Origin of the sequence: Sphingomonas mesophila, from assembly GCF_003499275.1 — a bacterium.
Taxonomy (GTDB): Bacteria; Pseudomonadota; Alphaproteobacteria; order Sphingomonadales; family Sphingomonadaceae; genus Sphingomicrobium; species Sphingomicrobium mesophilum.
In genome coordinates, this window is record NZ_QWDF01000001.1 from 403602 (window position 1) to 422669 (window position 19068).

Below are 19068 nucleotides of genomic sequence, written 5' to 3' on the forward strand. Positions count from 1 at the left end.
GCGCTTTTCGCAACCGCATCGACGGGGGCGCCGGATTGCCCTAGGGGAAGCCGTGAAAGAATGCGATCGCGGTGCGTTTCCTCCCCGGATCCGCCTGGCTTTTTCCCCTGGAGGCCCTTTGAACGACGCCGCCCCGTCCGATGCATTGCGCGCTGCCACGCGCAACTCGCTCCGCGAGGCGGACTTGCCGTTCCGGACGCTCGCTGACGCCTTTCCGGAAATGGTGTGGTCGACCCTGCCCGACGGCTACCATGATTATTACAACGCGCGCTGGTATGAATTCACCGGCATGCCCGAAGGGTCGACCGACGGCGAGGAGTGGAACGGTATGTTCCACCCCGACGACCAGGACCGGGCGTGGGCGCGGTGGCGCCACAGCCTCGCGACCGGCGAGCCTTATGAGATCGAGTATCGCCTGCGCCACCACAGCGGCGATTATCGCTGGACGCTCGGCCGCGCGCTCCCCTTGCGCGGCCCTGACGGGCAGATCGTGCGCTGGATGGGGACCTGCACCGACATTCACGAACAGAAGCGCCAGGCCGAGCAGAACGAAATCCTGAGCCGCGAACTAAGCCACCGGATCAAGAACATCTTCGCGGTGATCAGCGGCCTGGTCGGCCTATCGGCGCGGCAACATCCCGAGCATCGCAGCTTCGCCCAGAGCCTGCAAAAGCGGATCGCGGCGCTCGGCCGAGCGCATGAGTTCGTGCGTCCCCATTCCGAGCGATCGGCCCCGGGCGACCTGCCCGAGCGGCTGCACGGCGTGCTGCGCGAGATTCTGATGCCCTATCCCGCGCTTGGGGAGGGTCGCATCACGATCAGCGGCGAGGACCTCAGGATCGATGACCGCGGCGCCACACCGATTGCGCTGCTGGTTCACGAACTCGCGACCAATTCGATGAAATATGGCGCGCTATCCGTCGATTCGGGCGAGGTCGCGATCGACATCGGGCGCAAGGCCGACGACGTGATTATCGAATGGCGCGAGAGCGGCGGGCCGGCAATCGCCAGCGAGCCTGATCACAAGGGTTTCGGCACCCGCCTGGCGGAACTGAGCATCTGTGGCCAGCTTGGCGGCGAGATCGAGCGGGAATGGCGCGAGCAGGGCTTGCGGACCATCGTCCGGGTCAAGGAACGGCGCCTGTCGCGCTGAGTGCGCGCTAGCCGAACAGGCGCAGCGCGGGCGGCGGCTCGGCGGCTTCATCCTCGCGGCAGCGGAACACATAGTCGAGCGCAGCTTTCACCGTGCTCTCGTCGGTCGGCTTGGTGATGACGCCGATGGTGCCCGCGATGCCGTCACCGAGGACTCGCGGATTGGCGGTGATGAAGATCACCGGAACGCCAAGCTGGCACAGGCTCTCGCCGATCTGCGGGCCGGTGAGACCGTCGCGCAGGTTGAGGTCGACCAGAGCAAGGTCGAGCCGGCCGCCGAAATATTCCGTCGCGCTGTCGACGTCGGGCGCAATTCCCGCGCACTCGTAGCCGAGGTCCTCGATGATCGCCTCGAGCTCCATCGCGACCAGCATTTCGTCTTCGACAATCAGAATTCGTTGGGCGTCCACTGGTCCTGCTGCTTTTCGGTGTGAGTTTTCCGTTCTGACGGAAACCCGCGTGCGGCCGGGCGGTTCCTAACAAAAGCTAGTATTAGGTCCGCTGTTGCGCAATCGACACGGCGCGGCGGGGACCAAACCCGTGCGCCCGACGATGGTTCCTACTTGACCCGCTCGACCTGCTCGAACTCGAGCTCGACCGGCGTCGCGCGACCGAAGATCGAGACGCTGACCTTGACCCGGGCGCGATCGAAATCGAGCTCCTCGACGATGCCGTTGAAGCTGGCGAACGGGCCGTCCAGCACCTTGACCGAATCGCCGATCTCATAGTCGACCTTGACCTTGGTCTTGGGCGCGGCGGCGGCGGTCTCATCCTTGGTATCGAGCATGCGGTTGGCCTGCGCATCCGGGATCGGCTGCGGCTTGCCGCCGGGCCCGAGAAAGCCGGTTACTTTCGGCGTGTTCTTGACGAGGTGGAAAACGTCGTCGGTAAGGCTGAGCTTGGCGAGCACGTAGCCGGGCATGAACTTTCGCTCCGCCTGCACCTTCTTGCCGCGCTTGATCTCGGTCACGGTCTCGGTCGGGACTTCGACCGCTTCGACCATCTGCTCGAGGCCGAGACGCTTGGCCTCGCCGAGGATCGAGTCCTTCACCTTGTTCTCGAAGCCGGAGTAAGCGTGGATGATGTACCAGCGGGACATGGATGATTCGCCTGTGTTTAGCCGAGCAGGCCGATGAGGAAGCGGACGACGGCGGCGAGCGCGCCGTCGACGACCAGGAAGAACAGCGCCAGCAGGACGGTCATGATCAGCACCATGATGGCGGTGGTGATCGTCTCCTTGCGGGTCGGCCAGACGACCTTGCGCCCTTCGGCGCGCACCTGATTAAGGAATTCGGCGGGACTGGTCTTGGCCACGGGCGTGCTCGCTTGTTCGAGGTTCCGGCGGTGTTTCGGCTAAGCTTCCTCCTCCGCCCCGGCCGGGCCGGGATGGAGGAAGGCTTTTCCGATGTCGGAATGGAGCCGCAATTAGCTTCCCGGTGCGGCATATTCAAGTGGCCTGGGCGGCGCGCAGCGTTTCCGCGCCGTCAGGCTTGGCAGGGGCAGAGGGACTCGAACCCACGACCCTCGGTTTTGGAGACCGATGCTCTACCAACTGAGCTATACCCCTAGGCCGCGCGCCGATTAGCCCTGAGCGCCGCCCTGCGCAAGCGCGCGGCTAGAACTTGCCGCGCACCGACAGGCTGAAGATCGGCCCGATCAGTCGGTCGCGGCTCTCGCGGCTGGCGACCGGGTCGGTTCGCCGGCCGTCGTAGAACACCCGCTCGAGCCGGCTTCGTGCATTGAGGATGTTGCTGACGCCGGCGCGCACGGTCATGCCCAGCACGTCCTTGTGCTCGACGAAGGCGCTCAGCCAATAGGGCCCCTCCCACGAGCGATAGCGCTGGGTCAGGCGATAGACCGCGGCATTCTCCGAATTGAAGAAGCCGCCGCCCCACGCCCACTGAGTTCCCGGCACGTCGTGGCGCAGGTTGAGCTCGATCAGTCGGCGGGTTTCGCCGTTGATCGAGCGCGGCTCGCCGGTCAGCGGGTCATCGAGGCGCGAGCGGATGAAGATGATCGTCGAATCGAGTTTCGCCCCGTTCCAGCCGATCGGGTCAAACAGGATCGTGCTTTTTAGCTCGATACCCATGCGCTTGGCGCGATCGACATTGCCCGGCGACTCGCCGGTCGCGCCGATCGGGATGATGTCGATGATGTCATCGATCAGCCGGTAGAACAGGCGCAATTGGGTCGTGCCCCAGGCGCCGAGCTTTTGGTTCGCCTGGACGTCGAACTCCCAGCTCTGCTGCGGCACGAGGTTGATGTTGCCGACGTTCTGGCTCTCGTTGCCGAGGTTCACCGACGCCAGGAAGTCGTAGAAATTGAGCTGGCCGACCCGGCGGCGAACCTTGAACGACAGATCGAGGTCGTCGCTGACTTTCCAAGCCAGGCTGGCGCTGCCCTTGGGACGGAAAAAGCTGCGCGCCTGCTCGCCGACCACGCTGGTGCTGGTGAGAGTCGAATATTCCGCCCCGCCGACAAGTTGCAGGCTAAGCCGCTCGCCGAGCGGTCGCGACCATGTCAGCAGTCCTTCGTAACGGTCTTCGGTGACCTTGCCGGTGCCCTCGGGGTAATCGATCTCGTCGAACTCGCCGTCGGCGTCGAGCAGGAAAATACGGCTGACGCTGTCGAGCTTGTTGAACGCCGCCTCGCCCGAGACCAGCCAGTCGGCGCCTCCGCCCTTCCAGCCATATTCGGCGCGGGCGATGTGCTCGCTGTTTTTGCCAGTGCGCGCGAAGCGATCGCCGGAGGAAAGGCTGTCGTCGAGGAAGTCGAGGATCGCCGTCGAAATGTACGGCTCCTTGGAATATTTGGTGAGGCCGATCAGTTTGAGCCGGCCCGGTCCTACGCCAAAGGCGATGTCGCCGCCGAGCTCGTAGCTCCAGCCATCCTGCTCCTCGTGTGCCTCCCGTACCCGGTCGACTCCGGTGGGGCGGTCGCGGCGGCTGGTCTCGCGGTAATCGTACCACGACGGACCGGCGGACACGTTGAGGTTGGCGGCGGTGCCGCCGGCGAGGTCGAAGCCGAATTTGGCGGTGGCCGTGAGGCTGTCGCTGTTCGCGCGCCAGCGGTCGCGTCGAAACTCGAACGCCTCGCCGGCGGCGTTGGAAATGGTGGTCCCGCGTCCGAGCCCGGCGCCGCTTCGCCCGCCGCCGCTTTCGAGGCCGAGCGTGTAGGCGGTGATACCCGCTGTGCCCGAGTAGCTGACGCTGCCGCGGGTGTAGATCGGATCGGTGAAATGCGCGCGCATCTCGGGGGTCCACGAGAATTGGCCGCCCGCCGCCGACTGCTTGACGACGATGTTGGCGACCAGCCCGGTCAGCCCCGCAATGCCGAGCGTGGCGGCGTCGACCAGCTCGATCCGCTCGACATTGCTGGCCGAGATACGCTCGGATTCGCCGACCGCGCCGTCGGCCTTGGACGACACGCGCTGGCCGTTGATCAGCACATTCTCCGACGCCTGGCCGAGGCCACGCTCCTGGTCCGCATTGCGGATGGTGAAGCCGGGGACCTGGCGCAGCATGTCGTACGCGGTCTTGGGCGCATATCGCGCGAAATCCTGCGGGGTGAACACCATCTTGGTGGTGCCCGCAACGGCTGGAACCTCGGCGGCGACCGGCGGCGGCGCGACGGCCGGATCGGCGGTTTCCTGCGCGGCTGCCGGAGCGGCAACGGCGAGTGCCGCGAGAAACGACGTTCCGGCCATCCAGCGGGCGATAACGGTACGCATACGGTTTCCCCTGCTCTTCAATTCTTCAGCGACTACGGTCGACGGCGTCGACGTCCTCGGCGGTGATCCCGAGCGCCTTCATCTGGACGATTTTGCTCGGTGTCGGATTCAGGCCGCGGCGGCGCAGCGCTGCGAGATACTCGGCGGTCACGCCGAGAGCGCGGAATTCGACAAGCGTCGAGGCCGGCAGGTTCGGATAGCCGGCGCGGGCCACAGCCGAGACATATTCGGCGTCGATGCCCAGCGCCCTGAATTGTATCAGCATGCTCGGCGTGATGTCGGGCATTCCGGCGGCGCGAAGCCGCGCTATGTAAGAAGGACTGATCCCGAGTGCCTTGTACTGAATCAGCGTATCGATCTTCGGCGGTCGATTTCCCGAGGCCGAGAGACCAGAGATATAATCTTCGTCGACCCCGAGCGCGGTGAGATTGATGAGCTCGCCCGCCGCTGGCGCCGAATACTGCGCGCGGTGCAGCGTCGTCAGCAATTCGCGGCGAACACCTACCGCAGTCATCGTGAACTGCTGCTCGTCGCTGACCTTGCCGACGCCGTTTGCGCGCAAGAAGGCCGCGAAATTCTGATTCGGCGAGTAGCGGCAGCGGCCGTTAGCGGTGCCGCGGGACCCGGTCCCCGCGCAGTCCAGTCGACCGGCGTCGCGAACGAGAGCGAAGCGGATTGGAGTGGCGGTCGCGGCGGAAAGCCCGGCGCGATCGAGACCGGCGAACTCGGCCGGGTGAAAATCGCTGTTCCACTGAGTGTCGCTGGGTCCGACCCGGCGGAAGTCGCCGCGGATCTCATTGCCGGCCCGCTCCTGAATGCGGAATTCGAGTTCGGTCGGGGCCGCGGCGTCCACCCCGGCCGCGATAGTCAGCGTCGAGACGGCAAGGGCAGCTAGCAGGACTGCGGGTCGGGGCATCGATCGGTACTCCACGGCAACGGACAAGGGGCTGGCGGCGGGCGGCACTCGGCCCCGGTGATCAGTAGGTTTGAAAGCGGCTCGATCAGCCGTCCGGATCGGGGTCCGGATTTGGGTCGAGGTCCGAATCCTCGATGCCGAGTGCACGCATCCGAACCATCTCGTCGGGTGTAGGCAGTCGGCCGATCGCCTGGCGGGTGCGTACGACATCGCTCGGCGCGATGCGCAGCGCGCGCAGCTCGACCAGCTTGTCGACGCTAAGCCGGCGATAGCCAACCGCGTTCATCGCACGGATGTATTCCCGCGTGATGCCGAGCGTCTTGAGGCGGACGAGCTGGTTCTCGCTGACCCTTATTCCGGGCAGGGCGCTGGCGATGGACCGCGCGTAATCGGCGTCGACTCCGGCAGCTCGGCGGGTGATCGCCCGGTCGATGCGGTTGTCGTTGTAGACCACGCTGGTGCCGTCCGCGCGTGCGGTGGCCACGGCGCGGCCGTTCGACAGGACCGTGGCGGTTCCGTCGGCGCTGGCGATGAGCGTCATTCCGTCCGGCCCGGTGAGGATGGCGTTGCCATTGGCGTCGACCACGCTCGAGGGGCGGTCGATCGGAGCTTGGCTGGGGGCCGGTTCGCCGACGTTCGCGACCGATTGGGAGACGGATGTGGTAAGGACGTCGTTAAGACGATTCTCCGGTTCTGCGGACGTAGGCGCAGTCTGGGGCGCCGCCGCAACAGGCGTCGCGGCGTATGCGGGAGCGGCCGTTACGACACCGCCGGGAACGACGGTCAACGCGGCGAGCGGGACTGCCATTCCGGCAGCGAAGAAAGCCGCCGCGCTGGTCCAGCGCCAGCCGCCGGGAGCGCGTTCCAGCGCACCGTCGAGAACGCGGCGGACCCGGCGCGCGAGGGAGTTGCGGGCCGGGGCGACTCCGTGCGCGCCGAGCATCAGGCCGCGGCATTCGTGGCGTGCGACGCCGATCAGTAGTTCGGCATAATCGGTATCGGCGATGTCGGCGCCAAGCACGGCGTCGTCTGCGGCTTCCTCGCGCAGCTGGTGCGCTTCGCGGGCCAGCAGCCAGACCAAGGGATTGAACCAGAACAAGGCGATCGCGACCCGCGCGACGAGCAGCTTGGCCCAGTCGAGATGGGCGACGTGGGCGAGCTCGTGGGCGATGATCGCCTCGGCCTGGCCGTGCGCTCCGGCCGCTTCGCGGTTGAGCAGGATGACGGGGCGAACGACGCCCCAGCTGATCGGCGAGGGAAGCTCGTCGCTGAGCAGCAGGGCGGTGCCGTGCTTGAACCCCATGCGGCTCTGCGCTTGGGCGAGCGCCAGGGTCCAGCGCGGCTCGACCACCACCGTCGCGCGCGACTTGAGGATGACGAGGCGGGTGAGGGCGACGAGCGTCAGCCCGGCGAGCAGCAAAGCGGGGAGGAGGTAGATGAGCAGCGCCGGATCGAGTGGTGACGGCACGACATCGGGTGTGGCCGCGAGGTCCGCCGGAAACGCTTCGGCAGGGGGCGGAGTGGACAGTGCAGTGGTTTCCTGAATCAGGATGTCGGGGCCGGCCACGGCGAGAGGCGGAAATAGGATTTGGCCGAGGGGCAGGAGGAGGACCGCGGCGAGGCCGAGGTGGGCGATCAGGCTGCGGTCGGCGGCCGAGCGATGGCGCGCGAGCCACAGCACGAACAGGCCGCCTCCGGCGACGACCAGCGACTTGAGGGCGAGGGCAAGGAGCACGCTCACCGGCCGCGCTCCCGGTCTTCGCGGGCGCGGGCGATCATCTGCTCGAGCTCGTCGAGCTCGCGCTCGTCGAGCCGCTCGGACATGCCGAGCAGAGCGCTGGCCGCGCCGGCCGCGGAGCCGTTGAAGAAGGTCCGCACGACCTCGCTCAGCGCCGACTTGCGCGCGACGCTGTCGGCGACGACCGGGCTGAACAGGAAACCGCGATCGCTGTCGGTGCGGGTGACGAAGCCCTTGTCCTCGAGCCGCCTGAGCATCGCGCGTACCGCCGAGCCGCTGAGCTCGACCGGCAAGGCGGCGATGATCTCGGCGACGGTGCACTGGCCGCAGCGATAGAGGATGTCGACGATCTGTCGTTCGCGGGGAGGCAGTTTGTTCAGCACCGAGCCGCTCCAAGTCACGCTACATTTGTAGCGCTGCTACATTTGTAGCGCCGACGCAAGCGGGAACGGCCGGCCGGGCCGGATTTTTCGACGAACGGCGGTGCCGCTCAGTCGCGGATCTTGTCGAGCGTGCTGATGATGTAGGCGGTCGACCAGCCGATCAGGACGAAGCCGATCAGTGCCTCGACCGCACCGAGCAGCCGCCACGCCTCGGGGAAGTTCGCGGTCAGGCCGAGCGTGGTGTAGGCCGAGGCGGAGAAGAACAACGCGTCCTCGAGCTGCCCGAACGCGCCGATCGCGATGTAGAAGACCGCGAACATCAAAATCTCGAAAATGTGCAGCGCGAACAGCAAGGTGCCGAGGCCGGCCATGGTCACGATCGCCTTGAAATCGACCGTCCGGCGGCGGAGCACGTCGGGATCGAGATGCAGCATCTTGCCGATGGCGAGCAGGCCGGTGGCGTGGATGATGACCATCACCAGTACCAGGCCGGCGGAAATCAGCAGCTGCGCGCCAAGCGCCAGCGCTTCCTCATGCGGCTGCACGGCAGAGCCTCAGGCGGCGACGTCGAACGGCACGATCTCGCCGCTCAGATAGAGGTTGCGCGCCTTGGTCCGCGAGAGCTTGCCGCTGCTGGTGCGGGGCAGGGTGCGCGGCGGCACCAGCTCGACGATCGGCGAGATGCCGGTGATCGCGCGGACGCGCTCCTTGATGTCGTCGCGCAGGCGGCCGCGCTCGGTCGGATCGCTGACCCGGCAGTGGACCAGCACCGCGGGCGTCTCCTCGCCGGTCGGGCCGGTAATGGCGAAGGCGGCGATGTCGCCGGACTTGAACCCGGGCAATTGCTCGACCGCCCATTCGATATCCTGCGGCCAATGGTTGCGGCCGTTGATGATGATCATGTCCTTGGCGCGGCCGACGATGAAGATGTAGCCCGACGACATGTAGCCCATGTCGCCGGTGTCGAGCCAACCGTTGTCGCTCAAGCAGGCGCGGGTCGATTCCTCGTCGCGGAAATAGCCGACCATGACCGACGTCCCGCGGCAGAAGATCTTGCCGATGCTGCGATCGGCGAGGATCGCGCCGTCGGGGCCGCGAACCTCCACCTCCATGCCCTTGAGCGGGCGGCCGCAATTGACGATCGCGCGGTAGCGCCGCGGCCGCTCCTGCTGCGGCGTGCCGACCCCGCTGAGCTCGCTTTCCTCGACCAGCTCGACTCGGATGCCTTCGCCCGGCGGCATGATCGACACCGCCAGGGTCGCCTCGGCCAGGCCGTAGGACGGGCAGAAAGCCTGCGCCTTGAAGCCGGCGTCGGCGAAGGCATCGACAAACGCCTGCATGACGTCGGGGCGGATCATGTCGGCGCCATTGCCGGCGATCCGCCAGCGGGCGAGATCGAAGCGATCCGCGGCGCGCGTCTGGCTGCTCATCCGCCGCGAGCAGATGTCGTAGCCGAAGGTCGGCGAGTAGGACAGCGACGTGCCCGGGTTGCGGCTGATGAGATCGAGCCAGGCGAGCGGTCGGCGGGCGAAATCCTCGGTCTTCAAGAAGTCGACGCTGACCTGGTTCGCGAGCGGCGAGAGCATGCAGCCGACGAGGCCCATGTCATGGTACCAGGGAAGCCACGAGATGCAGCGGTCGGTGTCGCGCAACTCGGTGCCGTGGGCATGGGCCTGAAGGTTGTCGAGCAGCGCGCGGTGGGTGATCGCGACGCCGTGCGGGAAGCGGGTCGAGCCGCTCGAATATTGCAGATAGGCAATGTCGTCGCCGCTCGAGGGCGGACGCTCGCCATCGGCCTCAGGCAGCGTATCGAGCGTGGCCCAGTCGCGGCCATCAACGCCGTGCTGGCGCGCGGCCTCGCCTGCGAAATCGGCCAATTCGGCGGGGTAGAGGAACAGCTTGGGATCGCTGCTGCCGAGCATCACCAGCAATTGCGAGACGTACGCCTCGCGGCCGCCGAAGCTGGTCGGAAGCGGCAGCGGCACCGGCCACAGCCCGGCGTAGATCGCGCCGAAAAAGCCGGCGGCGAATTCCGGGCTAGTCTCGGCAACCAGCGCAACGCGGTTGCCCGGCTCGAGCCCGAGCGCGACGAAGCGCCGGGCGATGGCCTGCGCGTCGCGGCGCAGCTCGGCATAGGGATAGGCGCGCACCAGCGTTCCGCGGGCGTCGTGGAAGTTCATTCCACGCCGGCCCTCGCCGGCATAGTCGAGTGCTTCGCCAAGGGTCGCGAAATCGGCCATCCGCCGCGGCAGATCGTCGATAGTCGGCGTCGCTCCGGTGGGAGCGAGGTCGCCGCTGATGCCGTGCTCGCGATTGCTCACCAGATGTCCTGCCCTCTTGATCCCATGCGCGCAGCAGGCCGGGCGCCGGGCGCTCGACCCTCGGCGGGCGCTTTGTGAATGCGAAGGGAGTGTGGCACAAACATGGCGTGACCCGCCCGCGCCGACCGCGTCCGCCGCTCGATGCCCGGCAACTCGACGAGCTTGCGCTGCGCTACGTCGGCCGCTTCGCGACCAGCCGCAGGAAGCTGGGCGACTATCTGACCCGCAAGGTGCGCGAGCGCGGCTGGGACGGGGCTGGCGAGCCGCCGGTCGGCGCAGTGGTCGAGCGGCTGGCTGGGCTGGGCTATGTCGACGACGCTGCCTTCGCCCTCGCACGTGGCCGGACGCTCGGCGCGCGCGGCTATGGCGCCCGGCGCGTGGCTGGGGCGCTCAGCGCAGCCGGGATCGGCGAGGAGGACAGCGCGCCGGCGCTCGATTGCGCCCGCGACCAGCGCGCCGAGGCGATCCTGCGGCTCGCGCGGCGGCGGCGGATCGGGCCGTTCGCCGACCAGCCGGGCGACCGGCCGACGCGCGACAAATGGCTCGCGACGCTGGTCCGCGGAGGCCATGATTTCGACCTTGCCCGGCGGGTCGTCGAATGGCCGAGCGGGAGCGAGCCGAGCGCCGACGACCTGAACGGGTGAAAAAAGTTTCGGAATAGTATCGATTCATTTTCGGGAAACGCATTCGGCGTGCTAGAACCGACTCGTGCGTTCGAGTGGTGACGAGTCTTCCGGGGCCGGCTCCGCACGTGGTGGGGACCAGCCCGTCGGACATGCCATCCTAGCTCAGGATGAGGGCCATACCGACGCGTCCGACGCATTCCCGGTCACCGGCCGGATCAAATGGTTCGATGCGACTCGCGGTTTCGGCTTCCTCGTCAGCGACCAGTGCGAAGGCGACGTGCTGGTGCATTTCTCCGTGCTCCGCGAGCACGACCGGCGGAGCCTGCCGGAAGGCGCTATCGTCGAGGCGCTGGTGCAGCGCCAGGACCGCGGACTGCAGGCGGTCGAGATCCTTTCCATCGACCTCACCGAAGCCTTGCCAAGCCCGGCGCGGACCGCCACCAGCGGCGCTGGCCGAGCCGACCGCCAAGCGCTGGTCGATTCGGCCGGCGCGTTCCAGCCGGTGGAGGTGAAATGGTTCAACCGGGTCAAGGGCTACGGCTTCGTCAACCGGCTCGACGATCTGTCGGCGGACATTTTCGTCCACATGGAGACGGTCCGGCTGGCGGGGATCGCCGACCTGCAACCGGGCGACCGGCTGGAGGCGCGGATCGCCGAGGGGCGAAAGGGCCAGACCGCGGTCGAGCTTCGACTGGCCTAGGCCGGCTGCTGCTGGCGGCGCTCGCGCTTGTCCCGGCCTCGGCCTGCCAGGCGGCGACACCGCCGACCAGCAACCTCCAGCGCTCGGCGGCGGGGCTCGACCAGGTGCCGCTGACGATCCGCTCCGGGAACAAGGTTCACCGCTTCACGGTCGAGGTCGCGCGCAGCGGCGCGGAGCAGGCCTATGGCATGATGAACCGCGATTCGCTGCCCGGCGACCGCGGCATGCTGTTCCCCTACGATCCGCCGCAAGCGGTCGCCTTCTGGATGAAAGACACGCTGATCCCGCTCGACCTGGTGTTCGTCGCGCCGGGCGGCACGATCCTCAACATCATCGAAAATGCGGTTCCGCTGTCGTTCGAGCAATTGCCGTCGGCGGGGCCGGTCGAGGCGGTGCTCGAGATCGCCGGCGGGCGCTCGGCCGAGCTCGGGCTGAAGCCCGGCGACCGGGTCGAGTGGCCGCGCTGACTTGCCTCGCCTGACGCGCTCGGGCTAACGGCGCGCACATGGGAATTTTCGCCAACGCCTTCACCTGGTGGAACGGTGCGTCGTGGGGGACGAGCCTCGTTACGCGGATGCGCGGCGAGGAAGCCGGCCGCGACGAGGCGGGCAATGTCTATTACCGCCACCGCTCGGACCCGGCGCGGCGCTGGGTGATCTACGCGGGATCGAACGACAGCAGCAACGTGCCGCCGGGCTGGAACGCCTGGCTGCGCGGGACGATCGCCGAGGTGCCGGACAAGGCGCTTCCGCCGCGCCGCCCATTCCAGCGCGAGCCGCAGCCCAACCTCACCGGGAGCGAGGGCGCGTGGCGGCCGTCGGGCTCGCTCAAGGCCGGCGCGCGGCGCCCGACCGCGACCGGCGATTATATCGCCTGGACCCCGGACCAGGAGTGAGACGGCTCGCCGCACTGGCCGTCGCCGCTGCGCTCACCGGCGGCTGCTCGGACGAGGGCAAGGCGCCGGCCAACGGCGTGGTCGAGCGCAACGCGCTGCCGCCGGCCGCTCCGGACCTGGCGGGTACGACTCCGATGGCCGAGCGGGTGGCGGTGCTGGGGCTGCTCAACAAGCGCAATGGGATCGTCCGCGACCTGACGCTGAGGCCGGGCCAGTCGCTGCGCATAAAGGACGTCATCGTGCGGCTTCGGGCGTGCGAGGCGAGCGCTCCGTGGGAGAATGAGAAGCTCACCGGGGCGTTCGTGCAGGTCGATGTCGAGCGGCCGGACAAATTATGGTCGCGGGTGTTCTCGGGCTGGCTGTACAAGGAGAGTCCGTCGCTCAACGTCGTCGAGCATGCGGTCTACGACGTGTGGCCCAAGAGCTGCGCGATGAACTGGCCGGGGGCGCCGGGAGCGGACGGCAATGCGTCGTCGAGCGCTCCGAACTCGGGCGGCGGGACGTCGCCGCCGCCGCCGCCGGCGGTGCCGAGCGCGGCGGAGAGCAATTCGGCGTAGCGCCGCCGCGGCACGCTGACCGCGCCGAGCGAGGCGAGGTGGCGGGTCATGAACTGGCAGTCGAGCAAGGTGAAGCGGCCGAGCCTGAGCCGAGCGACGAGCCACGCCAGCGCGACCTTGGAGGCGTCGGTGCGGCGGCTGAACATCGACTCGCCGAAGAAGGCGCGGCCGAGGCGCACGCCATAGACTCCGCCGGCCAGCGTAGCGCCGTCCCAGCATTCGATCGAATGGGCGTGGCCGGTGGCGTGGAGGCCGAGCGTGGCGCGCTCGATGTCGGCGTTGATCCAGGTTTCGGGCCGGTCGGCGCAGGCGGCGATGACCTCGGCAAAGGCCTGGTCGCGGGTGACGGTGAAGCGCTCGCGGCGCAGGGTCCGGGCGAGCGAGCGCGAGCAATGGAAGCCGTCGAGCGGGATGATCGCGCGGGTCTTGGGCTCGACCCAGAAGACATCGGCGGCGTCGCGGCTGTCGGCCATCGGGAAAATGCCCGCCGCATAGCCGCGCAGGAGCAGGCGGGGGTCGAGCGTGGTCACGGGCGCGAGACTAGAGGATTTCGCGGACCTTGTCCTGCGGGCGGCACAGGCGCGCGCCCTTGTCGGTCTCGACCAAAGGTCGGTTCACATAGGCCGGGTTGGCGACCATCGCGGCGAGGATCGTCTGTTCATCGGCGCCGACCAGCCCGCGCTCCTCGGCATCGGTGCCGCGGAGGCGCAGAGCCTCTGCGGCCGTGAGACCGGAATCGCGCAGCAATTGTTCGAGCTTGGCGCGGTCGTAGGGGGTCTTGAGATATTCGACGACGGTGACCTCGGCGCCGCTCTCGCGCAGGATGTCGAGCGTCTTGCGCGACGTGCCGCAGGCCGGGTTGTGCCAGATGGTGGCCTTCACTTCTTGCCCTCCTCGAGCCAGCGCTCGAGCCACTTGATGGTGTAGTCGCCGTCGAGGAAGGCGGGATCGCGGATGATCTTCTGCTGCAGCGGGACGGTGGTCTTCATGCCCTCGACGACGAACTCCTCGAGCGCGCGCTTCAAGCGCAGGATGCAGTCGTCGCGATCGCGGCCGTAGACGATCAGCTTGGCGATCATGCTGTCGTAATAGGGCGGCACCTTATAGCCGGCGTAGAGCCCGCTATCGACGCGCACGTGCATGCCGCCGGGCGCGACGAAATTCTTCACCAGGCCGGGCGAGGGGGCGAAAGTCTCCGGGTCCTCGGCGTTGATTCGGCATTCGATGGCGTGGCCGTGGAGCACGACATCCTCTTGCCTGACGCTGAGCCCGTCGCCCTGCGCGACCCGAATCTGCTCGCGCACGAGGTCGATGCCGCTGATCATCTCGGTCACCGGATGCTCGACCTGGAGGCGGGTGTTCATCTCGATGAAGAAGAACTCGCCGTTCTCGTAGAGGAATTCGATCGTGCCGGCGCCGCGATAGCCCATGTCGGCCATCGCCTTGCGCACCACTTCGCCCATATGCGCACGCTGCTCGGCGGTGATGACGGGCGAGGGGGCCTCCTCGATCACCTTCTGGTGGCGGCGCTGGACCGAGCAGTCGCGCTCGCCGAGGTGGATGGCCGCGCCATTGCCGTCGCCGAACACCTGGAATTCGATATGCTTGGGGTCGCCGAGATATTTCTCGATGTAGACCGTGTCGTCGCCGAACGCCGCCTTGGCCTCGGTTCGCGCCTGGGCCATCTGGCTGTCGAGCTCGGCCTCCTCGCGGACGATCTTCATGCCGCGCCCGCCACCGCCCGACGCGGCCTTGACGATCAGCGGATAGCCGGTCTCGGCAGCGACCGCGCGCGCCTCCTCCGGGCCGTCCACCGGGCCTTCGGAGCCGGGCACCAAGGGAAGGCCGAGCTTGGCGGCGGTGCGCTTGGCCTCGACCTTGTCGCCCATCACCCGAATGTGCTCGGGCTTGGGTCCGACCCAGATCAGATTGTGGCTTTCGACGATCTCGGCGAACTGCGCATTCTCGCTGAGGAAGCCGTAGCCGGGGTGGACCGCGTCGGCGTGGGTGATCTCGGCGGCGGAGATGATGTTGGCGACGTTGAGATAGCTCTCGGCGGCCGGGGGCGGCCCGATGCACACCGCCTCGTCGGCCAGCCGGACGTGCATCGCGTCGGCGTCGGCGGTCGAGTGAACGGCGACGGTGGCGATGCCCATTTCGTGGCAGGCGCGGTGGATCCGAAGCGCGATCTCGCCGCGGTTGGCAATGAGGAGCTTTTTGATCGTCATAGCGCCGTTTCCGTCATGCCAGCGCAGGCTGGCATCCATGCCTCATCTTCAATCGCGCACGGAGGGTATGGGCCCCAGCCTTCGCTGGGGCGACGAGCCATCATTGAATCACCGCCAGCGGCTGGTCGAACTCGACCGGCTGGGCGTTGCTGACGAGGATCTGCTGAACGGTGCCAGCCTTGGGCGCGGTGATCGGGTTTATGACCTTCATCGCCTCGATCACCATCAGCGTCGCGCCCTCGGCGACCTGCTGGCCGACCGCGACGAACGGCGCCGCGCCGGGCTCGGGCGCGAGATAGACGGTGCCGACCATCGGCGACTTCAGCGCGTCGACCGGGGCCGCTGCGGCGGCCGGCTCGGCTTCGCCCGAAGCGGCGGCGGGCGCGCTCGGCGGCGGAGCGCTATGGTGCATCGGCGCTGGCGCATAGGCCATCACCTGTCCGGCCTCGCGCTTGACCTTGATCTTGCGGCTGCCGTCCTCGACCTCGATCTCGGTCAGCTCGTTGGCGGCGAGCAGTTCGGCGAGCTCGCGCACCAAAGCGGTGTCGACCCGCATCTCGTTATTGTCGTCACTCATAACTCAATCCCGGGCTGTCGGCTGCTTGGGCCGCCCTCTTTCACAGCCGCGCCGCCGCGTCCAGTGCCGTAAGGTAACCCGCGGCGCCGGCACCCTTGACGGTCAGCGCGGCGACCTCGGCGACATGGTCGCTATGGCGGAATTTCTCACGCGATGCCGGGTCGGTGAGGTGGACGGAGATGACCGGCGTGGCGATGCTGGTGACGGCATCGCGCAGCGCGACCGAGGTGTGGGCGTAGCCGCCGGCGTTGAGGATGACCGCTTTCGCGCCCGCGTCCTCCGCTTCGTGAAGCCAGTCGATGAGATGGCCCTCATGGTTGGACTGGCGGATGTCGAGCGCGAGGCCGAGCGCGGCGGCGCGTTCGCCGAGCATCGCGGCGATGTCGTCGAGCGACTGCGTGCCGTAGAGTTCGGGCTGGCGGCGGCCGAGGCGGTTGAGGTTGGGGCCGTTGAGGATGAAGATGGTCGCCACGCCCAGCCACTAGCCTCTGCCGCTCATCCTGAGTAGGGGCTGAGCGAAGCCGAAGACGCGTATCGAAGGACGTGCTTCGATACGCCATTTCGACTTCGCTCAATGGCTACTCAGCATGAGCGGTTAGGAGTGAGCGGACCAACAATGCTCGACATCATCGTCAATGGCGAGCCGCGGCGGCAGGCGGCGGGCAGCGTGGCCGATCTGGTGCGCTCGCTCGGGCTCGATCCGGCGCGGGTTGCGGTCGAGCGCAATCGGGCGATCGTCCCGCGTTCGACCTTGGCCGAAGTGGCGCTGGCCGACGGCGACCAGCTCGAGATCGTCCATTTCGTCGGCGGGGGTTGAGCGTGAACGATATCTGGAGCGTGGCCGGGCGGACGTTCAATTCGCGGCTGATCGTCGGGACCGGCAAGTATAAGGATTTCGCCGAGAATGCGGCGGCGGTCGCCGCGTCGGGCGCCGAGATCGTCACCGTCGCGGTGCGCCGGGTCAACATCAGCGATCCCACGCAGCCGGTGCTGATGGATTTCATCGACCCGAAGAAGGTGACCTATCTGCCCAACACCGCCGGCTGCTTCACCGCCGACGACGCGATCCGCACCTTGCGGCTGGCGCGCGAGGCGGGGGGCTGGGATCTGGTCAAGCTCGAGGTGCTGGGCGAGGCGCGGACGCTCTATCCCAATATGAAGGAGACGCTCGAGGCGACCGAGGTGCTGGCCAAGGAAGGCTTCCTGCCGATGGTCTATTGCGTCGACGACCCGATCGCCGCGAAGCAGCTCGAGGACGCCGGGGCGGTGGCGATCATGCCGCTGGGCGCGCCGATCGGAAGCGGGCTGGGCCTTCAGAACCGCGTCACCATCCGGCTGATCGTGGAGGGTGCGAGCGTGCCGGTGCTGGTCGACGCCGGGGTCGGCACGGCGAGCGACGCCGCGGTGGCGATGGAATTGGGCTGCGACGGGGTGTTGATGAACACCGCCATCGCCGAGGCCAAGGAGCCGGTGCGCATGGCGCGGGCGATGAAGCTGGCGGTCGAGGCGGGGCGCGAAGCCTATCTCGCCGGGCGGATGCCGAAGCGCCGCTACGCCGACCCGAGCAGTCCGCTGGCGGGGTTGATCTAGGATTTCCCGCGTAGGCTGGAAATGGTGGTCTGGTTGGTGATCACTTCGACGTCGGTCACGCAGTGGATGAGGCGGATGCCCTCGGCGGCGAGCGCCGCATCAAGGGCGGGGGCGAAGTCGGCGGTGGTCTCGACCCGCCAGCCCTGGCCGCCATAGGCCTCAGCCAGCTTGACGAAATCGGGGTTGGCCAGCGTGGTCGCGCTGATGCGCTCCGGATAGTCGCGCTCCTGGTGCATTCGGATCGTGCCGTAGCTGCCATTGTCGACCAGGATGACGAGGAGGTCGGCGCCATATTGGGCGGCGGTCGCGAGTTCCTGGCCGTTCATTAGGAAATCGCCGTCGCCGGCGACGCACACCACCGGACGGTCCTTGAAGCGCAGCGCGGCGGCGACCGCGGCGGGGAGGCCGTAGCCCATCGTGCCGCTGGTCGGCGCAAGCTGGGTCGGCATCGGCCCGTAGCGCCAGTAGCGGTGCCACCAGCCGGAGAAATTGCCCGCGCCGTTGCAGATGATGGCGTTGGCCGGAAGCTTGTCGCGCATCGCCGCGACGCAGTGCCCGAGGTCGAGCTTCACGCCGTCGCGCGGCTTGGGCTCGGACCACTCGAGCCACTCGCGATGGGCGTCTTCGCCGGTCGAGAAGCGGACGAGGTCGGGGTCGGTCCAGTCGTCGACCATCTCGGCGAACTCGCCCATGTCGGCGCAAATCGGCAAATCGGCGTGATAGACCCGGCCGAGCTCGTTGGGGTCGGGGTGGACGTGGACGAGCGTCTGGCCGGGGTGGTCGGGGGTGATCAGCTTGTAGCCGTCGGTGGTGGATTCGCCGAGCCGGGCGCCGACCGCGATGACAAGATCGGCGTCGCGCACGCGCTGCTGGAGCCTGGGGTTGGGGCCGTAGCCCAATTGGCCGGCGTAGACTCCGCAGCGATTGTCGATGGCGTCCTGGCGGCGGAAGGCGGCGGCGACGGGGATTCCGTGGCGGACGGCGAAATTGGCGAAATGGTGCGCCGCGCGCGGGCTCCAGTCGGCGCCGCCGACGATGGCGATCGGGGCGGCGGCGTCCTTCAATAGCTCGAACAACGCGCCGATCGCGCCGGGGTCGGGGCATTCGGCCACCGGGGGCACGGCGGGGCGGTCGGCGGCCTCGACGCAATCGCGCAGCATGTCCTCGGGGATGGCGAGCACGACCGGGCCGGGGCGGCCGACGGTGGCGACTCGCCAGGCGCGCGCGACATATTCGGGGATCCGGCGGGCATCGTCGATCCGCGCCGCCCATTTGGCGATGGGGCCGAAGAAGGCCGGAAAGTCGAACTCCTGGAAGCCTTCACGGTCGCGGTCGGCGCGGTCGAGATCGCCGACGAACAGGATCATCGGGGTCGAGTCCTGGAAGGCGACGTGGACCCCGCCGCTGGCGTTGGTCGCGCCCGGGCCGCGGGTGACGAAGGCGATACCCGGGCGGCCGGTCATCTTGCCGTCGGCATCGGCCATGTAGGCGACCCCGCCCTCCTGGCGGCAGGCGATGGTTTCGATTTCCGGCGCGTCATGGAGCGCGTCGAGCACGGCAAGGAAACTCTCGCCGGGCACGGTGAAAATACGGTCGCAGCCGTTAATTCGGAGCTGGTCGACGAGGATCTGGCCGCCGGTGCGTAGGGTCATGGT

Annotated in this window: 18 protein-coding genes, 1 tRNA gene and 4 pseudogenes; 7 read left to right on the top strand and 16 right to left on the bottom strand. The window is 67.9% G+C overall.

What is annotated here, in order from left to right; all coding sequences use genetic code 11:
* Positions 1-166: 166 nt before the first annotated feature.
* Positions 167-1153 (top strand): annotated as a pseudogene (locus D0Z60_RS02030) (sensor histidine kinase); the annotation flags it as partial.
* Positions 1154-1160: 7 nt separating this feature from the next.
* Here the strand turns inward: D0Z60_RS02030 and D0Z60_RS02035 are convergent.
* The 10 genes and pseudogenes from D0Z60_RS02035 to D0Z60_RS02080 form a co-directional block, all read right to left on the bottom strand.
* Positions 1161-1565 (bottom strand): annotated as a pseudogene (locus D0Z60_RS02035) (response regulator); the annotation flags it as partial.
* A 146-nt stretch (positions 1566-1711) separates the two neighbouring features.
* Positions 1712-2251 carry a transcription termination/antitermination protein NusG gene (nusG, locus tag D0Z60_RS02040; RefSeq protein WP_118856595.1) on the bottom strand — a complete coding sequence of 180 codons (540 nt, stop codon included), beginning with the start codon at positions 2249-2251 and terminating at the stop codon, positions 1712-1714.
* 17 nt (positions 2252-2268) lie between these two features.
* Positions 2269-2466, bottom strand: coding sequence for a preprotein translocase subunit SecE (secE, locus tag D0Z60_RS02045; RefSeq protein ID WP_118856597.1), 198 nt, complete (start codon positions 2464-2466; stop codon positions 2269-2271).
* A 177-nt stretch (positions 2467-2643) separates the two neighbouring features.
* Positions 2644-2719 (bottom strand) — tRNA-Trp (locus tag D0Z60_RS02050).
* Positions 2720-2767: 48 nt separating this feature from the next.
* The gene (locus D0Z60_RS02055) at positions 2768-4882 is read right to left on the bottom strand and encodes a TonB-dependent receptor plug domain-containing protein (protein WP_118856599.1); all 2115 of its coding nucleotides are present in this window, start codon (positions 4880-4882) and stop codon (positions 2768-2770) included.
* Between the two features lie 25 nt (positions 4883-4907).
* Positions 4908-5798 carry a hypothetical protein gene (locus D0Z60_RS02060; protein WP_162888034.1) on the bottom strand — a complete coding sequence of 297 codons (891 nt, stop codon included), beginning with the start codon at positions 5796-5798 and terminating at the stop codon, positions 4908-4910.
* A gap of 85 nt (positions 5799-5883) precedes the next feature.
* Positions 5884-7539 (bottom strand): M56 family metallopeptidase, encoded by a 1656-nt coding sequence (locus D0Z60_RS02065; RefSeq protein ID WP_118856603.1) that lies wholly within the window; start codon positions 7537-7539, stop codon positions 5884-5886.
* A complete protein-coding gene (locus tag D0Z60_RS02070) occupies positions 7536-7919 on the bottom strand; it encodes a BlaI/MecI/CopY family transcriptional regulator (RefSeq protein ID WP_118858384.1) in 384 nt (127 codons plus the stop codon). The genes D0Z60_RS02065 and D0Z60_RS02070 overlap by 4 nt, the downstream gene beginning before the upstream one ends.
* Positions 7920-8026: 107 nt before the next feature.
* On the bottom strand, positions 8027-8464 hold the full coding sequence (locus D0Z60_RS02075) for an ion channel (protein WP_118856605.1): 438 nt from the start codon (positions 8462-8464) through the stop codon (positions 8027-8029).
* A gap of 9 nt (positions 8465-8473) precedes the next feature.
* The gene (locus tag D0Z60_RS02080) at positions 8474-10159 is read right to left on the bottom strand and encodes a fatty acyl-AMP ligase (protein ID WP_118858385.1); all 1686 of its coding nucleotides are present in this window, start codon (positions 10157-10159) and stop codon (positions 8474-8476) included.
* 188 nt (positions 10160-10347) lie between these two features.
* Here D0Z60_RS02080 and D0Z60_RS02085 point away from each other — a divergent pair, with 188 nt between their 5' ends.
* The 5 genes and pseudogenes from D0Z60_RS02085 to D0Z60_RS12050 all read left to right on the top strand — a co-directional run.
* Positions 10348-10884: a regulatory protein RecX gene (locus tag D0Z60_RS02085; RefSeq protein WP_240325503.1), complete on the top strand. Its 537-nt coding sequence runs from the start codon at positions 10348-10350 to the stop codon at positions 10882-10884.
* Between the two features lie 64 nt (positions 10885-10948).
* The gene (locus D0Z60_RS02090; protein ID WP_240325504.1) at positions 10949-11566 is read left to right on the top strand and encodes a cold-shock protein; all 618 of its coding nucleotides are present in this window, start codon (positions 10949-10951) and stop codon (positions 11564-11566) included.
* A gap of 104 nt (positions 11567-11670) precedes the next feature.
* A complete protein-coding gene (locus D0Z60_RS02095) occupies positions 11671-12033 on the top strand; it encodes a DUF192 domain-containing protein (protein WP_240325505.1) in 363 nt (120 codons plus the stop codon).
* A 38-nt stretch (positions 12034-12071) separates the two neighbouring features.
* On the top strand, positions 12072-12461 hold the full coding sequence (locus D0Z60_RS02100; RefSeq protein WP_118856609.1) for an NADH:ubiquinone oxidoreductase subunit NDUFA12: 390 nt from the start codon (positions 12072-12074) through the stop codon (positions 12459-12461).
* Between the two features lie 134 nt (positions 12462-12595).
* A pseudogene (locus D0Z60_RS12050) lies at positions 12596-12829 on the top strand (DUF2155 domain-containing protein); the annotation flags it as partial.
* A 35-nt stretch (positions 12830-12864) separates the two neighbouring features.
* Here D0Z60_RS12050 and aat read toward each other — a convergent pair.
* From aat to D0Z60_RS02130, 5 genes are all read right to left on the bottom strand, one after another.
* Positions 12865-13548 carry a leucyl/phenylalanyl-tRNA--protein transferase gene (aat, locus tag D0Z60_RS02110; RefSeq protein ID WP_118856611.1) on the bottom strand — a complete coding sequence of 228 codons (684 nt, stop codon included), beginning with the start codon at positions 13546-13548 and terminating at the stop codon, positions 12865-12867.
* Between the two features lie 10 nt (positions 13549-13558).
* Entirely contained in the window at positions 13559-13900 is a 342-nt protein-coding gene (gene arsC / locus D0Z60_RS02115; protein WP_118856613.1) for an arsenate reductase (glutaredoxin), read from the bottom strand.
* Entirely contained in the window at positions 13897-15246 is a 1350-nt protein-coding gene (accC, locus tag D0Z60_RS02120; protein ID WP_118858388.1) for an acetyl-CoA carboxylase biotin carboxylase subunit, read from the bottom strand. Before accC ends, arsC begins: the two co-directional genes overlap by 4 nt.
* Positions 15247-15346: 100 nt before the next feature.
* Positions 15347-15823, bottom strand: coding sequence for an acetyl-CoA carboxylase biotin carboxyl carrier protein (gene accB / locus D0Z60_RS02125; RefSeq protein ID WP_118856615.1), 477 nt, complete (start codon positions 15821-15823; stop codon positions 15347-15349).
* Positions 15824-15863: 40 nt separating this feature from the next.
* Positions 15864-16295 carry a type II 3-dehydroquinate dehydratase gene (locus D0Z60_RS02130; protein WP_118856617.1) on the bottom strand — a complete coding sequence of 144 codons (432 nt, stop codon included), beginning with the start codon at positions 16293-16295 and terminating at the stop codon, positions 15864-15866.
* 144 nt (positions 16296-16439) lie between these two features.
* On the opposite strand from D0Z60_RS02130, the pseudogene thiS reads away from it, so the two are divergent.
* A pseudogene (gene thiS, locus D0Z60_RS02140) lies at positions 16440-17413 on the top strand (sulfur carrier protein ThiS).
* On the opposite strand, the gene D0Z60_RS02145 reads toward thiS, so the two are convergent.
* Positions 17410-19065 (bottom strand): thiamine pyrophosphate-binding protein, encoded by a 1656-nt coding sequence (locus D0Z60_RS02145; RefSeq protein ID WP_118856622.1) that lies wholly within the window; start codon positions 19063-19065, stop codon positions 17410-17412. The pseudogene thiS and the gene D0Z60_RS02145 sit on opposite strands and share 4 nt — an antisense overlap.
* Between the last annotated feature and the right edge of the window lie 3 nt (positions 19066-19068).